We start from the raw sequence: 17,334 nt of genomic DNA, 5'->3' as shown, positions 1-17,334 counted from the left end.
CGATAACACTATGGGGTCACCCCGCGGCATCAGAGCATGAAACGACCACTCGACGGCCAGATGCCCACGATTGCCGAGTCGGCGTTCGTCTCCGAACAGTCCTACCTCGTCGGCGACGTGATGGTCGACGAACGGGCCAGTCTGTGGCCCTTCACCTGTCTCCGGGCAGACGGCGCGACGACCGTCGTCGGCCGCGAGACCAACGTGCAGGAGTTCACGATGCTCCACGGCGCAGTGTTGGGCGACGAGGTGACCGTCGGCCACAGCGTCGTCGTCGACTACGCGACGGTCGAAGACCACTCGCTCGTCGGGATGCAGAGTGCCGTCCTAAGGGGTGCGACGGTGGAGTCGAACTGCATCGTCGCCGCCGGGGCAATCGTCCTCCAAGACCAGACGATTCCGGAAGGCCATCTCGCCTACGGCACGCCGGCGAAGACGAAACCGCTCACCGACGACCAACTCGACGAGATTTCGCGCGTCCACGAACACTACGTCGAACTCGGCCAGCAGTACAAACAGGACGGACAGTTCGAGTAGCGTCCGTCGACAGTTACATTCGCGACGGTGGTCCCCGGGTGGACCGAGTCGGGCGGCCGAAGCGACTAGTCGCCGTGCTGTGCTTCCGACTGTTCGGCCTGTTCCGACTGCACGAACCCGGCGTGCTCACTCATCTCCTCGATCGAGAGGTGACACGAGAGGTAGTGTCCGGTTCCCGCCTCTTTCTCTTCGAGGTCCGGAACGACCGTCTCGCACTCCTCGCCAATCTTCTTCGGACACCGCGTCTGGAACGGACAGCCAGACGGCGGGTCCAGCGGACTCGGGACGCTCCCTTCGAGGAAGATGCGCTCGGACTTCCGCGTCGGGTCGGCGTGTGGGACGGCCGAGAGCAGACTCTCCGTGTAAGGGTGGAACGGCGTGTCGAACACCTGCTCGATACTCCCGAACTCGACGATTTTGCCGAGGTACATCACGGCGAGTCGGTCACAGATGTGCCGGACGACGCCAATGTTGTGCGAGATAAAGAGATAGGAGAGGCCGAACTCCGCTTGAATCTCGTTCAGCAGGTTCAGTATCTGCGCCTGCACACTCACGTCGAGCGCGGAGACGGGTTCGTCGCAGACGATGAGTTTCGGTTCGACCGCGAGCGCGTGTGCGATGGCGATGCGCTGCTGTTGGCCGCCGGAGAACTCGTGAGGGTACTTCCCCGCCGCCGACGCCGAGAGTCCGACGCGTTCGAGCAACTCCCGCACGCGCTGGCGTTTCTCCTCACCCGTGGCGATGTCGTGTTTCTCCATCGCGCGCCCGACGATCTGGCCGACGGTCTTCCGGGGGTTGAGCGAACTGTGCGGGTCCTGAAACACCATCTGCATCTCGCGGCGCAGGCTCCGAACTTCGCTGTCGCCCATCTCGTGCATCGGCTGGCCGTCGAAGTACACCTCGCCGTCCGTCGGTTCGAGTAGCTTCAGCGCCGTGCGCGCGACGGTGGACTTCCCACAGCCGGATTCGCCGACGAGACCGACCGTCTCGCCCTCGTAGATGTCGAAGCTGATGCCGTCGACAGCTTTCACGTATCGGCGTTCGAGTTTCGGTATCCCACCACCGTTCCGCGACAACGACAGGTTTCCGATGACGCCGTCGCCCGCCGAGAAGTACTTCTTCAGGTTCTTCACCTCGAACAGCGGGTCGCCGCTACGGTCGACCTGTTTCTCGGTACGTTCGACGTCGTCGGGGACGTAGCCCTGGCGCAGGTCTATCTCGTCGGTCCGGATACACGCCGCGCGCGACGACCCCGGCCCGGCCGGTTCGAGCGCCGGGTCGCCGCCGGTTCGACACGCGTCGGTGGCGTACTCACATCGCGGGGCGAAGTTACAGCCCTGTGGCAGGTCCGTCAGGTCCGGCATCGCCCCGTCGAGCGTCGGTAACTCGTCGTACGCCGTGTCTATCTGCGGGATGGAGTCGATGAGGCCGCGCGTGTAGGGGTGTTGCGGGTGGCGGAACAGTTCGTGCATCTCCGCCGTCTCGACGAGGTTGCCCGCGTACATCACGCCGACTGTGTCACACGTCTGGGCGACGACGCCGAGGTTGTGGGTGATCATCAGGATACCCATCCCCTTCTCTTCCTGTAACTCGTTGAGTAAGTCGAGAATCTTCGCCTGCGTCGTCACGTCGAGCGCCGTCGTCGGTTCGTCGGCGATGATGAGGTCGGGTTGGCAGGACAGGCCGATGGCGATGAGGACGCGTTGCCGCATCCCGCCGGAGAACTCGTGGGGGTAGTCGTCGATACGCTCTGCGGCGTCCGGGATTCCCACGTCGGTCATCGCGTCGATGGCCTGCGCTCTCGCCTCGTCGCGTTCCATCCCCTGATGGTGCGTGATGGTCTCGATTATCTGCTCGCCGACGGTCAACACCGGGTTGAGCGACGACATCGGGTCCTGTGGGACGAGCGCAATCTTGTTTCCGCGAACTCTCTGTATCTGCTTTTCGGAGTAGTCGAGCAGGTTCTCGCCCTCGAAGATGACCTCGCCGCCAGCGATTTCGCCGGGCGGGTCGATGAGTTGGAGCAGCGAGCGAGCGGTGACGCTCTTACCCGCGCCGGACTCGCCGACGAGTCCCATTGTCTCGCCTGCGTCGAGCGAGAACGAGACGTCGTTGGCGGCGACGACGGTGCCGCTCTCTGTGTGGAACTGCGTCCGGAGGTTCCGCACCTCCAACAGGGGCGAACTCGAACTCGGGTCGTCGTGTGTGGGTGTCGTGGTACTCATTCTATCGCGTCCACCTTGGGGTCGAGGATGTCTCGGAGACCGTCACCGAGCATGTTGAAGCCGATGACGGTGATTGCGATGGCCAGACCGGGGAAGATGATCATCCACGGCGCAGATTGCATGAACCCGCGACCGGTGTCTATCATCAGCCCCCACGACGGCGTCGGTGGCTGTGCGCCCAGTCCGAGGAACGACAGACTCGCCTCGGCGAGCATCGCGAAGGCGATGTTCAGAGACCCCTGCACGAGGAGCGGTGCCGTCGTGTTCGGCAGCACTTCGCTGAAGATGATTCGACCGCTGCTCTCGCCGCGTGCGATAGCGGACTCGACGTAGGCCTCGTTGGTCTCCGAGAGCGTCGCACTCCGCCCGACGCGGGCGATGTACGGCGTGTAGACGAACGCCAACGCGAGGATGACGTTGTTCAAGTCCGGCCCGAGGACGACCATCAGTGTCAGTGCGAGCAGGATGGGCGGAAACGACATCGCCGCGTCCATCAGACGCATGAGTAACTCGTCGACCATCCCGCCGTAGTAGCCGGAGACGACGCCGATGACGGTCCCGACGAGCAACGCCGCGCTAATCGCACCGAACCCGACGTAGAGGGAGATTCGACTCCCCATGACGACGCGGCTGAAGATGTCGCGGCCGAGGTCGTCGGTGCCGAACGGGTGGGCGACCGACGGTGCCTCAGAGCGGTCTTCGACCGACGTCGTGTCTATCTCGTACGGCGCGATGACGGGCGCGAAGATGGCGACGAGGACGAGCAACACCACGATGGTGAGTCCGATCATCGCCTTCGTGTTGTTGCGGAACTTCCGAACGAAGCGCTCCATCCGCTCTTTGCGGGCGGACGTGATGGAGAGCGTCGACGTCGCCATCAGTCGTCACCTCCGTAGCGGATGCGTGGGTCGAAGTAGCCGTACAGGAGGTCGGCGGTGAGATTCGACAGCATGTAGATGAGCGCGACGACGATGATACAGCCTTGAAGCAGCGGGATGTCGCGACTCTGGATGGCCGTGAGCGTGAGTCGACCGATGCCCGGCCAGAAGAACACTTCCTCCAAGACGACGACGCCGCCGAAGGCGTAGCTGAACTGGAAGGCGACGACGGTGATGACCGGGATGATGGCGTTCTGGAGTGCGTGCTTCAGGACGACGACGCGCTGGGTCATCCCCTTCGCGCGAGCGAGTTTGATGTACTCCTCGCTCAGCACCTCCAGCATCGAGGAGCGAGTCATCCGCATGATGTAGGCGGTGAGCGCGAACCCCATCGCCGAGGCGGGTAAGACGAGGTGCGTGAGCGTCCCTATCGGGTCCTCGGAGGGCGGAACGTACCCGCCCGTCGGGAACAGCCCCAACCAGACGGCGAAGACGAGGATGAACACCAGTCCCCAGAGGAAGATGGGAATCGAGATGCCGATGAAACCGAACATCGACGCGAAGAGGTCCGGCAGTTCGTTCTGCTTGACCGCGGCGACGACGCCGAGCGGTAGTGCGAAGAACACGGCGATGGCCGTCGCGGCCGTCGCGAGCAGCAGCGAGCGACCGAGTTTCTCGCCGATGAGCTGTGCGACCGGTTCGTCGAACCGGAGCGAGGTTCCCATATCGCCCTGTAGGAGTCCCAACACCCAGTCGATGTACTGGACGTAGAGCGGCTTGTCCAGCCCGAGTTGCGCCTGCAGCGCCTGGATGGACTGGTCGGTCGCGTTCGGCCCGAGGATGAGCAACGCGACGTCGCCAGGGAGAATGTTCGTGACGGCGAACGTGATGACCGTCACGAACAGCAGGGTCAGGAGCATGAACCCCAACCGCCTGACCAGATAGTTGTACATAGACATGTGTCTCTCCGATTATTCGAGCCAGTTGTCTCTGAAACGGAGCGTCGAACCGTCCGGTGCGCCAATCTTGCCCTTGTAGTTCGTCGCCGACCCGTAGAGATTCGCCTGCCACCAGAGGAACAGGTGGCCAGCACGCTCCTCGTGGAGAATTTCCGTCGCCTTGTGGTAGCGCTCGACGCGCTTGTCCTCGTCGTACATGTGTCTGGCCTCCTCTACGAGTTTGTTGTACTCCTCGTTCTCCCACCCGGTGAAGAAGAACGCACCGTCGGGGTGGAGGAACTTGTAGAACGAGACGTCGGGGTAGTAGAGCGCGAGGTAACTCGACGTAGTCGCCTCGAAGTTCTGCTTCGAGTAGACGTCCGAGAGCCACGTACTCCACGTAATCTGCTGGATGTTCAGGGTGATACCGGCGTCGGACGCCTGGTCGGCGATGACCTTCGCTCCCTGCACCTGGTTGGGGTACGATTGCGGAATCTTGAACGAGACTTCGAAGCCGTCGGAGAGTCCCGCCTTGTCGAGATGTTCCTGTGCCTTGTCGAGGTCACGGGGACGTGGCTCGATGTCGGGGTGTTCCCACGGGCTGTCGGGTGCGGCGGGCGTCGCCGTCGCCTGTCCCGTCCCGTAGAGTGCGGCTTCGGTAATCTGTTTCTTGTCGAGGGCGTAGTCGAGTGCGAGGCGCGCGTCTTTGTTGTTGAACGGCTCTTTGTTGCAGTTCAATCCGAGGTAGATGAGCGCCTTCGGGAACTGCTTCTCGAAGCGGATGTTCGAGTCGGTCTTGACGGACTCGACGTCTTTCGGCGGGATGCCGTTGATGAAGTCGTACTCACCGGCGCGGAACGACTGGAGACGGACGCTCGGGTCGGAAATCTCGCTCTTGACGATCTTGTCGAGGAACGGGCCGTTCTCGTCGCTGGCGTCCCAGTAGTCCTCGAACTTCGTCATCGTGAACGACGTCTCGATTTCGCGACTGTCGAACTGGTACGGGCCGGTTCCGATGGGTTCTGCGACCTTCTGCTCGGAGGTCTGTTCCTCGGGGAGGATGTGCATCTCGCCCGTCGCCATCCGAGAGAGGAACGGCGCGAACGGTTCCGAGAGGTTGATGATGAACGTGTAGTCGTCCGGCGTCTCCATCGAGTCGACGAACTCGAAGAACCCAGTAGCGAGGAACTCGCCGTTGGCGATACGCTCGTAGGACGCGAGCACGTCGGCGGAGGTCATCTCCTTGCCGTTGTGGAACGTCACGCCCTCGTTGAGTTCGAAGGTGAGTGTCGTGTTGTCTTCCGACGTCGTCCACTCTTTCGCGAGATGGGGTTTCAGCGAGTAGTCGAAGTCGAGTTGGATGAGTGGCTCGGTGATGTTCTCCAAGACGCGGTTGGTCGCCGCCGCGCTCTCCAAGTGCGGGTCGAGTCCCTGCACCGGGACGGCCCCGCCCCAGCGCAGCGTCCCACCGGAGACCGGGTCGCCGCTGGACCCTGCGCTCGTCCCTCCGCCGCTGCCGCCGCTTCCGTCTCCGCCACCACTACCTGACCCACCGTCGCCGCCGCCCGTACATCCTGCGAGTGCGACTGGCACGCCTGCTGCCGTCGCAGCGAGGAACTTCCGGCGGTCGAGCGCCTGTCCAGTCGAGGAGCGAGGCGAGTCGTCCTCACTGGAGTCGCTATTGCTATCCCGTGACATACGACTACGGTCCCAGTTGTCCTTGATAAAACTTTTGTTAACTACACTCACACCAACCTCTCCCAATATAAGGATGGTAATATTCACTGTCGGTCGTACCGTACACTATCGACGGAAACAGTCAAGTAGTGTGTTGGGAAACCATGGCGTACTCAACATGCAGACGAGCCAGCGCCGTCTCCGAAGAGATATCGAAGCGAACGCCGAGTTCGGCGAGATTGCGGTCGACACGGGCCGCGGGCGAACCGTTCTCACCGGAACCGACGCGGACCGACGGGCCCGCGAACAGTTCTGTGACCGACTCCGTGACGCGGAACTCGACGTCCAAATCGACGCCGTCGGCAACATCGTCGGCCGGTGGGACCCCGAGAGCGCCGACTCGGCGGCGGCGCCCGTCGCCGCCGGCAGTCATCTCGACTCCGTTCCCGAGGGTGGCATCTTCGACGGTCCACTCGGTGTCTACGCTGCACTGGAGAGCGTTCGGGCGATGCAGGACGCAGGTGTCGAACCGGTCCGTCCCGTCGACGTGGTCTGTCTCACCGAAGAAGAAGGCCAGCGGTTCGACGGTGGTCTACTCGGGTCTACCGTCGCGACTGGCGAGATGAGCGTCGACGACGCACTCGCACTCGAAGACGCCGAAGGTGTCACCCTCGAAACGGCGCTCGACGACATCGGCTTCCGCGGCGAGGGCGTCGTCGACGCCAGCGAGTGGGATGCGTGGCTCGAACTTCACATCGAACAGAGCGAGCGACTCGAAGACGCCGACGTCCCTGCCGGTGTCGTCACGACCATCACCGGGCTGACACGGTGTGCCGTCGAGTTCGTCGGCGAGGCGAACCACGCCGGGTCGACGCTGATGGGCGACCGCTCGGACGCACTCGCCGCCGCGAGCGAGTTCATCCTCGACGTCGAGGCGGCCGCACAGGACGTCGTCGAGTTCTCGTCGGAGACGGCCGTCGCCACCGTCGGGTGGGCGAGTGTCACACCGAACGCGCCGAACGTCATCGCCGGCCAGACGGAACTCACCGTCGACGTCCGCGACGTCGAGGCCGACTCCATCGAGACTATCGTCGACTGTGCGCAGCAGAGTCTCGAACTGATCGAGTCCTCACGCGACGTGACCACGACGTTCGAACGGCCGTGGCACCGTGCGCCGGTCGAGATGAGCGAGCGGTGTCGCGACGCCATGCACGCTGCCGGTGAAGAGGCGGAGATTGCGACGATGGACCTCCACTCCGGCGCGGCACACGACACGATGAACATCGCCGCCGTCACCGACGCCGCTCTTCTCTTTGCCCCGTCTCGCGACGGCATCTCACACAATCCGCGAGAGTGGACCGACTGGGACGACTGCGCGGCGGCGACCGACGTTCTCGCCGGTGCGCTTCGGACGCTCGCCACCGAGTGAACCGAGCGAGAGACGCTGTTCTCGAGCGCGACACAGATTCGACACCACGAAATCAGACGACGGGAGAGGTATAACTGGCTACACCGAGTAGTGACGAGACGTAGATCCGACTAGATTCCCTCGAAGTATCTTCTCTGAGACGCTAAAAATGCAATAGTTCACTTCGCGTCGAGTTGTGACGCTACTGTGTCTCAGAAGAGAACAGTCTCTCTCGTACAGCCTCCACGAGCTCTCCCACTTCTCGACACTACGGAGAGTAAGCTCTCGTAGGTAGCGATATCTGCGTGTTTTGGTCGGTATCGTGTACTATCTCCCGTGCATCAATCGAGAACAGATGCTTAGCGATGAATGTGTGAATATTCGCTGAAACGGCCGTTTTCAGCCGCTTCAAAACGATTGTACTGTGAAGATAATCGAAGAACAGCGGCAACGAGCACTGTAACGGGGACTTTGAGCACTCTCTGTGAACTGTGCACCAAATACAAACGCCTAAACCGATTCAGTTGGTACGTGAACGTATGACAGACCGCCCGCCCGCCGACTCGCCGCGGTTGTTGAAGACTGTCGCTCGCTCGCTCGACGTCGTTCGTGCGCTCGAAGCACTCGACGGAGCACGAGTCACCGAATTAGCTGACCATCTGGACATGTCGAAGAGTGCAGTGTACAACCACTTGATGACACTACAGGACAACAAGTTCGTCGTCAAAGAGGAGAACACGTACTCGCTGTCGCTGCAGTTTCTCCTCATGGGAGAGTACGTCCGGAACCAACACCGACTGTACAAGTTTGGGAAAGCAGAGTTAGAGAGTCTGGCAGAGGAGACGGGCGAGTACGCTCACCTCTCGACAGAACAGCACGGACTCGGTGTGAACCTCTACAAGGTCCGAGGCGAGAAGGCCGTCGGAAGCGAGTACCAGACGAGTAAACTCCAGAAACCGGACTACCTCCACTTTTCGGCGACGGGGAAGTCGATTCTCGCACACCTGTCTGAAGAGCGCGTCGACGACATCATCGACCGCTACGGACTCGTTCGGAAGACGGCGAACACCCTCACTGACCGCGACGACCTGTTCGACGAACTCGCTCGCATCCGCGAACGGGGCTACGCCTACAACGACGAAGAGGAGATAGAGGGGTTGCAGGCGGTCGGCGCACCCGTGTTGACTCGACACGGGACGGTTCTCGGGTCACTCTCCGTCTCCGGACCGCGCCGGCGGATGAAAGAAGACGCTTACCACGAGATGATAGTCGAGAAGGTCACCAACACGGCCAACGTCATCGAGGTCAACATCAATATGGCCGAGAGCGGGTCCGATCTCCCGGATTTCGTCTGAGACTGCGCATCTCACCGTCGTCGGCTACTTCGACGAGTTCCGTTACACACGTAGCACTGTCATAGTTCGTTAAAACGTTCTGTCATTCTGTTATCATTCTTGTTAACGGACTGCTAATACTGCACAAATAGACCCGCAGCGACTATCGAGACGTCGAGTACGTGCTCAAGCGTTGTTCATCCGCATCGTCTCGGTCTCTCCGCAGACCGAACACTCACTCACACGGTACGGTTCGCGTGAGAAGGACCGACTCTCGTCGTCGGGCCCCGTGTTCTCCTCCATGATCTGGAGGCGTACTTGGTGCTCTGTGTCCTCGCCACAGCCCGGACACGCTTCGACGAGTTGAACGTGATGTGGTTTCTTTACGGCCATAGTCTTCACTCCTGTCTACAGACCCACAGGGTATCACTATAGAGCTGTTAATGCTGCGAACGTTAGACGTTTTCACACCAGATAACTCCAGCAACGGTCTGCAACGGATGGATTCAGCCGTCGTGTTCTTCGAAGGCCGACCCGGCGTCCGCCGCGAGGTCTTTCGCCTCGATGTGGGAGTAGTGTTCTCTGACCATCGCCTCGGAGTTGTCGAGGAGGCGGGCAGCAGCGGTGAACCCACGCTGGCGTACCATCACCTCGCCGACGCCGCGGCGACCACCGTGCGGCGCGAGATAGCCGTGTCTGTCGTCGAGTTCGATGTCGGCGTCGGCGCAGAGTCGCCGCATCGTCCGCCGAACACCGTCAGTCGTCATCGACGGCGGCGAGAGATCGTACTCGCGCAGGGTCTCGAAGATGGCCGGATGACCGGATAGGTCGTCGACGTACTCCTCGACGGACGACTCGGCCCATCCGTCTGCGCTGAGTCCTGTACGAATCACCTCGTAGAGCGACGGGTAGTGGAGCGTCGGAAACACCGGCCAGTCGGGGTGCGGGTCGAGGACGGTTCGGTATCGGTCGACGGCAGCGAGTGCCTGTGACGGTAACGACCGGTCCGACCACCGTTGGTTCTTCGAGAAGACCGTGAGCGTGCTGTCGGCGAGTGAGACGTCCTCCCATCGGAGTCCGACCCGTCGGTCGTCTTTCGGGTCGGCGACGAGTTCGCCGCCGCGGACGCCGGAGTAACAGAGGACGTACACCAGCGCCCTGTCTCGGTAGGGTTTGACGGCCTCGAACAACTCACCGTCGTCGCTAATTCCGTCGAGCGCCTCGCTCACCGCTCGGTCGACGTGCGTCGTTATCGCGCGACGGTGGTCGTCGGTCCACGCCTGTTGGTCGCCGCTACGGCGGCCATCGTCGTCCGGCAGTGGTTCCTTGGCGACGTTCTGCTGGGCCGGGTTTCGGTCGAGGTAGCCTTCGCGCACACACCACCCGATGTAGGCACTCACCTGTGCGTAGTAGGTACGAACGGTTCCGGCCGTGAGTTCCCGACGGCAGAGCGGTTCTTCGGCCGTCGGGTCGTGGGTGGTCAAGTCGCGGGCGAACCGGCGGAACGTGCGCGGGTCGAGGTCGGCGAACGTCGTCGCCTCTCCCCGGCGGTCGAGCCACTCGAGGAACTCTCGGACCACGCGCTCGCAGTTGCGGCGGTAGTTTCCGCTCTCGGTCCCTCCCTTCGCCTTCGAGCGGAGGAACGCGTCGAGCGGTTCGGCGACGGTAGTGTCGCTCGGACCGGGGGTCATTCCTCGTCGGGGGCCGTCCAGAACGGCGGCGTCGTCTCGTAGTGATTCGAGTCCGGGTCCGGGTCGGCGTGCGTGTAGAGCGCGTCGTGTGCTCGCCGGTAGAGTTCTTCGGAGGACTCGATATCGCCATCTTCAGCCGAATCGTAGACGACTTGCCAGCCCGACTCCCGGTAGTGGAGCGCGAGCAGACCACGGTCGGTGACGTTGACGAGCAGTTGGTAGGCCATCTGCTCACCTTCGTAGTTCCCGCGGACGGCGACGCACTGTTCAATGCCGTCCAGATCTTCGAGTTCGTCGGCGAGGTCTGCTTCGACCTGCCGGTCTGGGAGCGTATCGACGAACCGGCGACTCATCGTTCGACCTCGCTTTCGACCCTCGAACCCGGGTTGTGTGCGGTGTTCATCGCGTGTCTGTGGCCGACGACGCCGACCTACTAAAAACTACTCTTGACTATTGAAGTAATCAAGAGTACTACTTCTTTTGATTGTTCAGTCGTCTCAGGGACTCTCGCCCACGAATACGAGCAAATCGCTGTGCTATAAACCGTATATTGCAATATTAATTCTGTGCCGCTGAAGTTTCTAGACGTTCAAAGCGGTATGGTCACAACAGCCTCAGACAGGGAGGCCCCCTATCTCGGGCGTGAGAGCTCTACACTCCCGACGACACCGAGCAACTGAGCTTATATGCACCCACTGAGTAGTGAGAGCGATGCGCATAGGACAGTTCAGTGCGACAGCGTCGGGGTTGCCGTGGTGCGGGGCACTCGTCGACGACGACACCGTAGTCAACCTCGCAGAGGCCGGGTCGGCAGCGGGCGTCGAGATACCGCAGACGACGACGGCGCTCTTCGAGCAGTGGAACTGGCAAGAGAAGGTGTCGCTGGCAGTCGAGTACGCACTCGACCACGAGGCGGCACTCGAACCGGTCGACACGCTCACGCGACGCGAACCCGTGAGCGACCCACAGAAGGTCGTCTGCGTCGGGTTGAACTACCGAGACCACGCCGAAGAGGGTGGCTTTCCCATCCCCGACGAACCCGTCCTCTTCTCGAAGTTCCCGACCAGCATCACGGGGCCGGAGAGTGACGTCGTGTGGGACCCGACCTACACCGAGCAGGTCGACTACGAGGCAGAAGTCGTGGTGGTCGTCGGCCGCGAGGCCCGCAACGTCGCTGTCGACGACGCGTGGGACTACGTCGCCGGACTCACCGTCGGCAACGACATCTCGGCCCGAGACTTACAAGAGCGAGACGACCAGTGGGTTCGCGGCAAGAGCCTCGACACGTTCGCCCCCATCGGTCCGGACATCGTGACGCTGGACGAACTCGACGACCCACACGACCTCGGAATCTGGGCCGACGTGAACGGCGAGCGAGTGCAGGACTCCACGACGGCGAACCTCATCTTCGGGCTCGACGAACTCGTCGCCTTCTGTAGCCGCGCGTTCACGCTCTCACCCGGCGACCTCATCTTCACCGGGACGCCGCCGGGCGTCGGCGTGTTTCGCGACCCGCCGGTGCTCCTCGGTGACGATGACGAGGTAACCGTCGGTGTCGACGGTCTCGGCGAACTGACCAACCGCTGTCGGACGCAGCGTCAGTAGTCTTCGTCCTCGAAGTCGTCGAAACCGAAGAGCCCTCTCGGATTCTCCCAGACGACCTGTCGGATGTCGTCGACGTCGATTCCCAGACGATAGAGTTCGAAGATGGCCTTCTTGACCGAGAAGACGTCCGTCTTGAGGATGTTCGCGCAGTCGGTGTCCATCAACACTCGGTCGGGGCCGTACTCGTGAATCGCCTCGGCGACGTCGGTGGCAGTCACACCCGTCAGCCACGGGTAGCCGACGGTGAAACTGGCGTAGCAGTCCGTCTCACCCAAGAGGTAGTCGACGTTGTTCGAGTCGGCGTGGGAGGCGACGATTCGCTCCTCGGCCAACCCGGCGTCGGCGGCCGCTTCGACGTCCATCTTCACCGCTTCCAGTTCGGGGTTGTCGCCAGTGAGCACCGGGTCCTGTCCCAGCGACGTGTTGCTCTCGAACCCCGGGAGGCCGACGCCGGGGCGGTAGTCCGGACCGTCCTCGATCTGGTTCGGCGTGTGGAGGAGCACCGGCAGGTCGTACGTGTCGGCGAGTTCCATCTGTGCCTGTACCACCGCGCGCTGTTCGTCGAGTCCCCACGACTCGGCGTGTTGGGCGGGGGTGATACCCGTCTCACCGAGAGCGACGACTTCGTCGAGTTCGCAGTACTCCTCCATCAGCGCCAGCAGGTCGTCGGGGTTGGTGATACGGACCCCGGTGTGGATGCCGAGTGCGAGACCCGTCTCGAAGAAGTGGTTTCGCTCGATGGCGCGCCGACGGTTGACGACGTCGTCCCAGAGAAACTGGACGTCGGCGGCGTCGACGGGTTTGTACGGTGTCCAGTGGTAGCCCGACGCGACCATCACCATCGCCCGACAGCCGGAGATGGCGTACCGCTCGCGGTCCTCCCACGACAGCGTGTGTGCGTGGTTGTGGCAGTCCGCCCACGGAAGCGTGAGAAGCGACGAAGGTGGGTCGAACGGGTCGTCGTCGAGGTACGCTTCGTCCGTGGGGCGGCGCGTCGGAGACACCGAATGCGAGGGGTCCGAAGGCATATCCCGACCACACACTACGGCGACTTGAACCTAGTCGCTGCGGAAGAGGAGACAAGCCAGAGAGCGGTTACAGCTCGTGGACAAACGCTCGGAGTTCGCGGTTGAACCGTTCCGGTCGCTCCCAGAACGGCGAGTGGCCCGTGTTGGGGTACCACGAGACTTCACTCTCGACGAGTTCGGCGTACGTGCGAGCGGCGTCAGGGACCACGACGGCGTCCTCTTCGCCGTGGGTCACCAGAACGGGAACGTCGAGCGAGGCCAGCGTGTCGTCGTGAGAGACGACGCGGTCACGGAGGCTGTCGCGCACGTGTGGTGGGACGACGACGTTGTAGCCGAGCATGTAGTAGCGGTCGGCCGGCGAGAGTTCCTCGAAGACGCAGAGGTCGACGAACTGCCGCATGGTCTCGATACTCTCCTCGGCGTCGGTGGAGACGAACCCGGAGACGAGGTCCACGTACTCCGACCCGAGTCGCGCCGTCGCAGTCTCACTGCCGAGCGCCGAGACCCCGCCGACGAAGTTCAGCCCCGCAACGTGGTCGGTGCCGAACGAATCGAGGTAGTCGAGGGCGACGACGCCGCCGTAGGACCAGCCGACGAGGACGACGTCGTCGAGTTCGAGTTCGGTGACGACGGCGTGGATATCCTGTGCCCAGAGTTTCGAGTCGCCGTAGGCGTCTCGCGGTTTCTCGGACTCACCGTGGCCGCGGTTGTCAAGTGCGACGAGTCGAAACTCGTCTGTGAGGTCCGACTCGAACTGGTGTCGCCACGACATCACACTCTGTGAGAGACCGTGGACGAACAACACCGGGCGTCCGCTCCCAGCCTCCTGTACGTTGAGAGCGACGTCGTCCCCACCGTGGATAGTGTGTGTTCGCATGACAAGAGAGACCACCCGAAGCGGACGCTTGACTCTTGCGCCCGTGCGTCTATCGTCGACACCGATAGAGAGAGACGGTTCGATATCGCATCGTTCCCCTAACACAAACTATTTTTAGTGACAATCCATACAGACATGCGGTAAGGTATCATGCCAGAAATCAATGGAATCCATCACGTCACGGCCTTCTGTGACGACCCACAGGAGAACTACGACTTCTTCACCGGCGTCCTCGGACTTCGGTTCGTGAAGCGAACGGTTCGCTTCGACGTCCCCGAGAAGATCTATCACCTCTACTACGGCGACGAGATGGGGACACCTGGGACAGTCATCACGTACTTCCCGATGACGAACATGCCCATGGAAGAGGGGTTGGTCGGAAAGGGGATGATGAGCGCGGTCGGACTGACGATTCCCGATGGCTCCGTCGACTACTGGACCGACCGCTTCGAGGAACACGACATGGAGTACACCGTCGAGGAACGCTTCGACGAGACGGTCGTCGGCTTCACCGACCCCGACGGCATCCCCTACGAGTTGGTGACCGGCGAGTCGGATATCGAACCGTGGGACGGCGGCGACGTCCCCGCCGAACACGGGATTCGTGGGATGTACAACGTGACGCTCCACTCGTCGGACCCCGCTGGCACGATGAACGTCCTCGAAGTGATGGGCTGGGACCGGGTCGGCGAGGCGACGCACTCACAGGCCGGTGACCGGATTCGGTATCGGGCCCCCAGTGGCTCACCGTGTGCCGACACGGTCGACGTACTCATCCGACCGAACGCCCCGAACGGCGTCATGGGTGTCGGGACGTACCTCCACGTCGCGTTCCAAGTCGAGAACGACTGGGAGCAAAACGAAGTCAGTGACCGCCTGCGTGAGAACGGCTACATCACCACGTCGACGAAAGATAGAGATTACTTCCACTCGCGGTACATCACCGAACCCGGTGGAGCAATCTTCGAGTACGCGACGATGGGTCCCGGGTTCACCTTGGACGAAGACCCCGAAGAGTTCGGCAAACAGCTTCGAGTTCCGGCGTGGCTCGACGTCGACGTCGAACGCATCGAAGAGATGCTGCCCCCCCTGAACACGGACTGAACGACCAGTCCGTCAGTGCGCGCAGAACGTCGTATTCTCTCGAAAGGGCGTCACAGCACGGCCACTCACGGCCTCGAACTGCTGTTTCCACTCGCGGTCGTATTACCCCTTGACCGTAGTATCGTCACTTCGACGCTGTCCGTCTCGTCGCCGTCGTCGGCCCGAATCGTGTACGTACCTGCCTCTGCGTCGGCCGGAACTGGGATACTGACCGACCACACCCCGTCGGTTCCCCACTCGTCGGTCGAAGTGAACTCGAACAGCGAGGCGTTCGGGCCGTCGACGACGTCGACGAATATCGTCGTATCGACGGGTTTGCGGTTGGTCAGTCCCTGTACGACTATCGTCTCACCTGGCGAGAACGAGCGAACAGTAGTCGCGTTCGTGTTCCCAGGCGACAAAGCGGTGACCGTCTCGATGGTCGTTCGACCGTCCGTGAGGACGAACACGTCTTCGACCGACAGGTCGTCGCTGCCGTCCTCGCCGACGCTCTCGGCGAACAGGACTTCTAACACTTGTCGTTGCGTAAGGCCTGGGCCAGTGAGTCGGCCACTGCTATCAGCGAGAATCCGCTGGCGAGTGTTCTCGTCGAGTGCTTCGATATCTGCTCGGGTGAAGCCACGAATCTCACCGTCGCCGACGACACCGTCGCGACCGGCAGCGAAGACACCGGCGACGACGAGTCCCTCCGCCATCGGTTCTCCACGGAGCGTAACGAGTGCAACGTCGTCGTCTTCGAACTCGTCGTTCTCGTCGACGGTGAGGACGGTAGACGCGTAGCCTCCGCGTCGGTCGACGAAGAAGACGAGCACTCGGTCTGGACCACGAGCGACGCCACGGACGGCGACCGTTCCGTCCTCAGTCGCCACCTGTTCGTTGATGTCGAGGATGACCGTGCTATCGACAGGTGCCACGGGTTGTGGAGACGGACTCGTCGGTGTCGCTGTCACCTGCGGTGTCGTTGCAGTCTGGGCGCGTGTCGAGGCGGCCGCGGTGGCTCGTTGGTCGTCCCCCTGACTGGCCTGCGGTGACGCGGGTGGCGCTGTCGGGTCGGACGGTGACGAAACGTCGGACGACGGGAGCGGCGTCGGTGACCACAGTGACCACACTGCCGTCGCCGCGAGCACGACCACTACGAGGACGAGGAGGGCGACGACCCACGAGCGACCCACGTCAGAACGTTTCATTGCTGTCTCTCGCTATCGGTCGACTGTTCGGCGGTGCATCGAAATTCGACGTGACTCGCCGAGGACGACCACGGAGACGGTCGGTGCAGTATCCGGTGACCGTGGCAGTTCTAGTCACCACTGTTCGGACTCGTTGTACGTTCGGCTGATTCGGCCGTGAAATTCCTGTGTTGGCATGAGTGATCGTGTTTCCACTGTGTGTTGTACGTTCGAACTCCGTATAGTGAACTGCAGTTTCGGGCGTGTCGAACGGGGGTCGTGCGTCCCAACCGAGTCGACCGAAACGACACCATCCAGTCAGACACCGCAATCACCGGAATTCGTCCGATTCGAGGCACTAGCCTTTCGACTATTGTACAGATAGAGTCGTCAGCAACGGGCATAACACTAGCCATCAGCCCAGACGAGAGAGACTCTCACTCCCGAAAGCATTGCACCATCGACACCGACCCACACTCGTCGCACACGAACAGCCAGCGTTCAACACGGTTCGCGTCACGCTGACCACGGCACGACCGCGGCTTCGACGTCTCACGCTCCGACATCTACTCGGCCGGGAGTCTCTCGGAGTTTTTATGTAGTATGAGTCTCAACCCGACATTCGGTAACATATACCACTAACAAATGAAATCGCGAGTTTCCCACCAATCGGCCGTCCGAACGCGTCTCTCTTGTGAACGAACCGGCGGGTACAACGTGAAAAACGGGATGTACTGCTACGACTGGTGTCCGTTCTGTGGGCACCGTACCGACGGCGACGACCACGACACACTCGTCATCGCTCCCGAATAACGGTCGAACTCTACATCTACACGCAGAACCCGAAGTGCCACTCGTCAGCGACA

General features: G+C 62.0%; 16 protein-coding genes. 6 read left to right on the top strand and 10 right to left on the bottom strand.

Annotation, left to right across the window (positions count from 1 at the left end):
- Nucleotides 1-36 precede the first annotated feature (36 nt).
- Entirely contained in the window at nt 37-537 is a 501-nt protein-coding gene (locus tag BM083_RS20460) for a gamma carbonic anhydrase family protein (protein WP_089872154.1), read from the top strand.
- A gap of 65 nt (nt 538-602) precedes the next feature.
- On the opposite strand, the gene BM083_RS20455 is transcribed toward BM083_RS20460, so the two are convergent.
- From BM083_RS20455 to BM083_RS20440, 4 genes are read right to left on the bottom strand one after another with little or no spacing between them, the layout of a single operon-like run.
- Complete coding sequence (locus BM083_RS20455) at nt 603-2,762, bottom strand: dipeptide ABC transporter ATP-binding protein (RefSeq protein ID WP_089872152.1); 2,160 nt, start codon at nt 2,760-2,762, stop codon at nt 603-605.
- Complete coding sequence (locus BM083_RS20450) at nt 2,759-3,640, bottom strand: ABC transporter permease (RefSeq protein ID WP_089872150.1); 882 nt, start codon at nt 3,638-3,640, stop codon at nt 2,759-2,761. Before BM083_RS20450 ends, BM083_RS20455 begins: the two co-directional genes overlap by 4 nt.
- The gene (locus tag BM083_RS20445; RefSeq protein ID WP_089872148.1) at nt 3,640-4,599 is read right to left on the bottom strand and encodes an ABC transporter permease; all 960 of its coding nucleotides are present in this window, start codon (nt 4,597-4,599) and stop codon (nt 3,640-3,642) included. Before BM083_RS20445 ends, BM083_RS20450 begins: the two co-directional genes overlap by 1 nt.
- Before the next feature lie 12 nt (nt 4,600-4,611).
- Nucleotides 4,612-6,276 carry an ABC transporter substrate-binding protein gene (locus tag BM083_RS20440; RefSeq protein WP_089872146.1) on the bottom strand — a complete coding sequence of 555 codons (1,665 nt, stop codon included), beginning with the start codon at nt 6,274-6,276 and terminating at the stop codon, nt 4,612-4,614.
- 157 nt (nt 6,277-6,433) lie between these two features.
- Here BM083_RS20440 and BM083_RS20435 point away from each other — a divergent pair, with 157 nt between their 5' ends.
- Both BM083_RS20435 and BM083_RS20430 read left to right on the top strand, forming a co-directional pair.
- Nucleotides 6,434-7,684 carry a Zn-dependent hydrolase gene (locus tag BM083_RS20435; RefSeq protein ID WP_089872144.1) on the top strand — a complete coding sequence of 417 codons (1,251 nt, stop codon included), beginning with the start codon at nt 6,434-6,436 and terminating at the stop codon, nt 7,682-7,684.
- 518 nt (nt 7,685-8,202) lie between these two features.
- Nucleotides 8,203-9,018 (top strand): IclR family transcriptional regulator, encoded by an 816-nt coding sequence (locus tag BM083_RS20430; protein ID WP_009377841.1) that lies wholly within the window; start codon nt 8,203-8,205, stop codon nt 9,016-9,018.
- Between the two features lie 165 nt (nt 9,019-9,183).
- On the opposite strand, the gene BM083_RS20425 is transcribed toward BM083_RS20430, so the two are convergent.
- The 3 genes from BM083_RS20425 to BM083_RS20415 all read right to left on the bottom strand — a co-directional run bounded on the left by BM083_RS20425 (nt 9,184) and on the right by BM083_RS20415 (nt 11,041).
- Nucleotides 9,184-9,390 carry a DUF7835 family putative zinc beta-ribbon protein gene (locus BM083_RS20425; protein WP_009377842.1) on the bottom strand — a complete coding sequence of 69 codons (207 nt, stop codon included), beginning with the start codon at nt 9,388-9,390 and terminating at the stop codon, nt 9,184-9,186.
- A gap of 113 nt (nt 9,391-9,503) precedes the next feature.
- Nucleotides 9,504-10,688: a tyrosine-type recombinase/integrase gene (locus BM083_RS20420; protein ID WP_089872141.1), complete on the bottom strand. Its 1,185-nt coding sequence runs from the start codon at nt 10,686-10,688 to the stop codon at nt 9,504-9,506.
- Nucleotides 10,685-11,041 carry a DUF7964 domain-containing protein gene (locus BM083_RS20415; RefSeq protein WP_089872139.1) on the bottom strand — a complete coding sequence of 119 codons (357 nt, stop codon included), beginning with the start codon at nt 11,039-11,041 and terminating at the stop codon, nt 10,685-10,687. Before BM083_RS20415 ends, BM083_RS20420 begins: the two co-directional genes overlap by 4 nt.
- A gap of 358 nt (nt 11,042-11,399) precedes the next feature.
- On the opposite strand from BM083_RS20415, the gene BM083_RS20410 reads away from it, so the two are divergent.
- Nucleotides 11,400-12,293 (top strand): fumarylacetoacetate hydrolase family protein, encoded by an 894-nt coding sequence (locus BM083_RS20410; protein ID WP_089872137.1) that lies wholly within the window; start codon nt 11,400-11,402, stop codon nt 12,291-12,293.
- On the opposite strand, the gene BM083_RS20405 is transcribed toward BM083_RS20410, so the two are convergent.
- On the bottom strand, nt 12,287-13,321 hold the full coding sequence (locus tag BM083_RS20405) for a TatD family hydrolase (RefSeq protein ID WP_089872136.1): 1,035 nt from the start codon (nt 13,319-13,321) through the stop codon (nt 12,287-12,289). The two genes, BM083_RS20410 and BM083_RS20405, sit on opposite strands and share 7 nt — an antisense overlap.
- Before the next feature lie 67 nt (nt 13,322-13,388).
- Nucleotides 13,389-14,198, bottom strand: a complete 810-nt coding sequence (locus BM083_RS20400; protein ID WP_089872134.1) for an alpha/beta fold hydrolase — start codon at nt 14,196-14,198, stop codon at nt 13,389-13,391.
- 150 nt (nt 14,199-14,348) lie between these two features.
- Between BM083_RS20400 and BM083_RS20395 the strand changes: the two genes are divergently transcribed.
- Entirely contained in the window at nt 14,349-15,302 is a 954-nt protein-coding gene (locus BM083_RS20395; RefSeq protein WP_089872132.1) for a VOC family protein, read from the top strand.
- Nucleotides 15,303-15,367: 65 nt separating this feature from the next.
- On the opposite strand, the gene BM083_RS20390 is transcribed toward BM083_RS20395, so the two are convergent.
- Nucleotides 15,368-16,489: a hypothetical protein gene (locus BM083_RS20390; protein ID WP_089872130.1), complete on the bottom strand. Its 1,122-nt coding sequence runs from the start codon at nt 16,487-16,489 to the stop codon at nt 15,368-15,370.
- Nucleotides 16,490-17,113: 624 nt separating this feature from the next.
- Here BM083_RS20390 and BM083_RS23560 point away from each other — a divergent pair.
- Entirely contained in the window at nt 17,114-17,281 is a 168-nt protein-coding gene (locus tag BM083_RS23560; protein ID WP_177197726.1) for a hypothetical protein, read from the top strand.
- Nucleotides 17,282-17,334: the final 53 nt, after the last annotated feature.

This window comes from Halogranum rubrum (assembly GCF_900114455.1).
GTDB classification, from domain to species: domain Archaea; phylum Halobacteriota; class Halobacteria; order Halobacteriales; family Haloferacaceae; genus Halogranum; species Halogranum rubrum.
The sequence above is the reverse complement of the archived record's forward strand: the minus strand, read 5'-3'. Positions and strand labels throughout refer to the sequence as shown.

What these genes read in the sequence shown, in the direction of transcription:
- BM083_RS20460 (WP_089872154.1), top strand. Translation starts at nt 37, where the DNA reads ATGAAACGACCACTCGACGGCCAGATGCCCACGATTGCCGAGTCGGCG.
- BM083_RS20455 (WP_089872152.1), bottom strand. Translation starts at nt 2,762, where the DNA reads ATGAGTACCACGACACCCACACACGACGACCCGAGTTCGAGTTCGCCC.
- BM083_RS20450 (WP_089872150.1), bottom strand. Translation starts at nt 3,640, where the DNA reads ATGGCGACGTCGACGCTCTCCATCACGTCCGCCCGCAAAGAGCGGATG.
- BM083_RS20445 (WP_089872148.1), bottom strand. Translation starts at nt 4,599, where the DNA reads ATGTCTATGTACAACTATCTGGTCAGGCGGTTGGGGTTCATGCTCCTG.
- BM083_RS20440 (WP_089872146.1), bottom strand. Translation starts at nt 6,276, where the DNA reads ATGTCACGGGATAGCAATAGCGACTCCAGTGAGGACGACTCGCCTCGC.
- BM083_RS20435 (WP_089872144.1), top strand. Translation starts at nt 6,434, where the DNA reads ATGCAGACGAGCCAGCGCCGTCTCCGAAGAGATATCGAAGCGAACGCC.
- BM083_RS20430 (WP_009377841.1), top strand. Translation starts at nt 8,203, where the DNA reads ATGACAGACCGCCCGCCCGCCGACTCGCCGCGGTTGTTGAAGACTGTC.
- BM083_RS20425 (WP_009377842.1), bottom strand. Translation starts at nt 9,390, where the DNA reads ATGGCCGTAAAGAAACCACATCACGTTCAACTCGTCGAAGCGTGTCCG.
- BM083_RS20420 (WP_089872141.1), bottom strand. Translation starts at nt 10,688, where the DNA reads ATGACCCCCGGTCCGAGCGACACTACCGTCGCCGAACCGCTCGACGCG.
- BM083_RS20415 (WP_089872139.1), bottom strand. Translation starts at nt 11,041, where the DNA reads ATGAGTCGCCGGTTCGTCGATACGCTCCCAGACCGGCAGGTCGAAGCA.
- BM083_RS20410 (WP_089872137.1), top strand. Translation starts at nt 11,400, where the DNA reads ATGCGCATAGGACAGTTCAGTGCGACAGCGTCGGGGTTGCCGTGGTGC.
- BM083_RS20405 (WP_089872136.1), bottom strand. Translation starts at nt 13,321, where the DNA reads ATGCCTTCGGACCCCTCGCATTCGGTGTCTCCGACGCGCCGCCCCACG.
- BM083_RS20400 (WP_089872134.1), bottom strand. Translation starts at nt 14,198, where the DNA reads ATGCGAACACACACTATCCACGGTGGGGACGACGTCGCTCTCAACGTA.
- BM083_RS20395 (WP_089872132.1), top strand. Translation starts at nt 14,349, where the DNA reads ATGCCAGAAATCAATGGAATCCATCACGTCACGGCCTTCTGTGACGAC.
- BM083_RS20390 (WP_089872130.1), bottom strand. Translation starts at nt 16,489, where the DNA reads ATGAAACGTTCTGACGTGGGTCGCTCGTGGGTCGTCGCCCTCCTCGTC.
- BM083_RS23560 (WP_177197726.1), top strand. Translation starts at nt 17,114, where the DNA reads ATGAAATCGCGAGTTTCCCACCAATCGGCCGTCCGAACGCGTCTCTCT.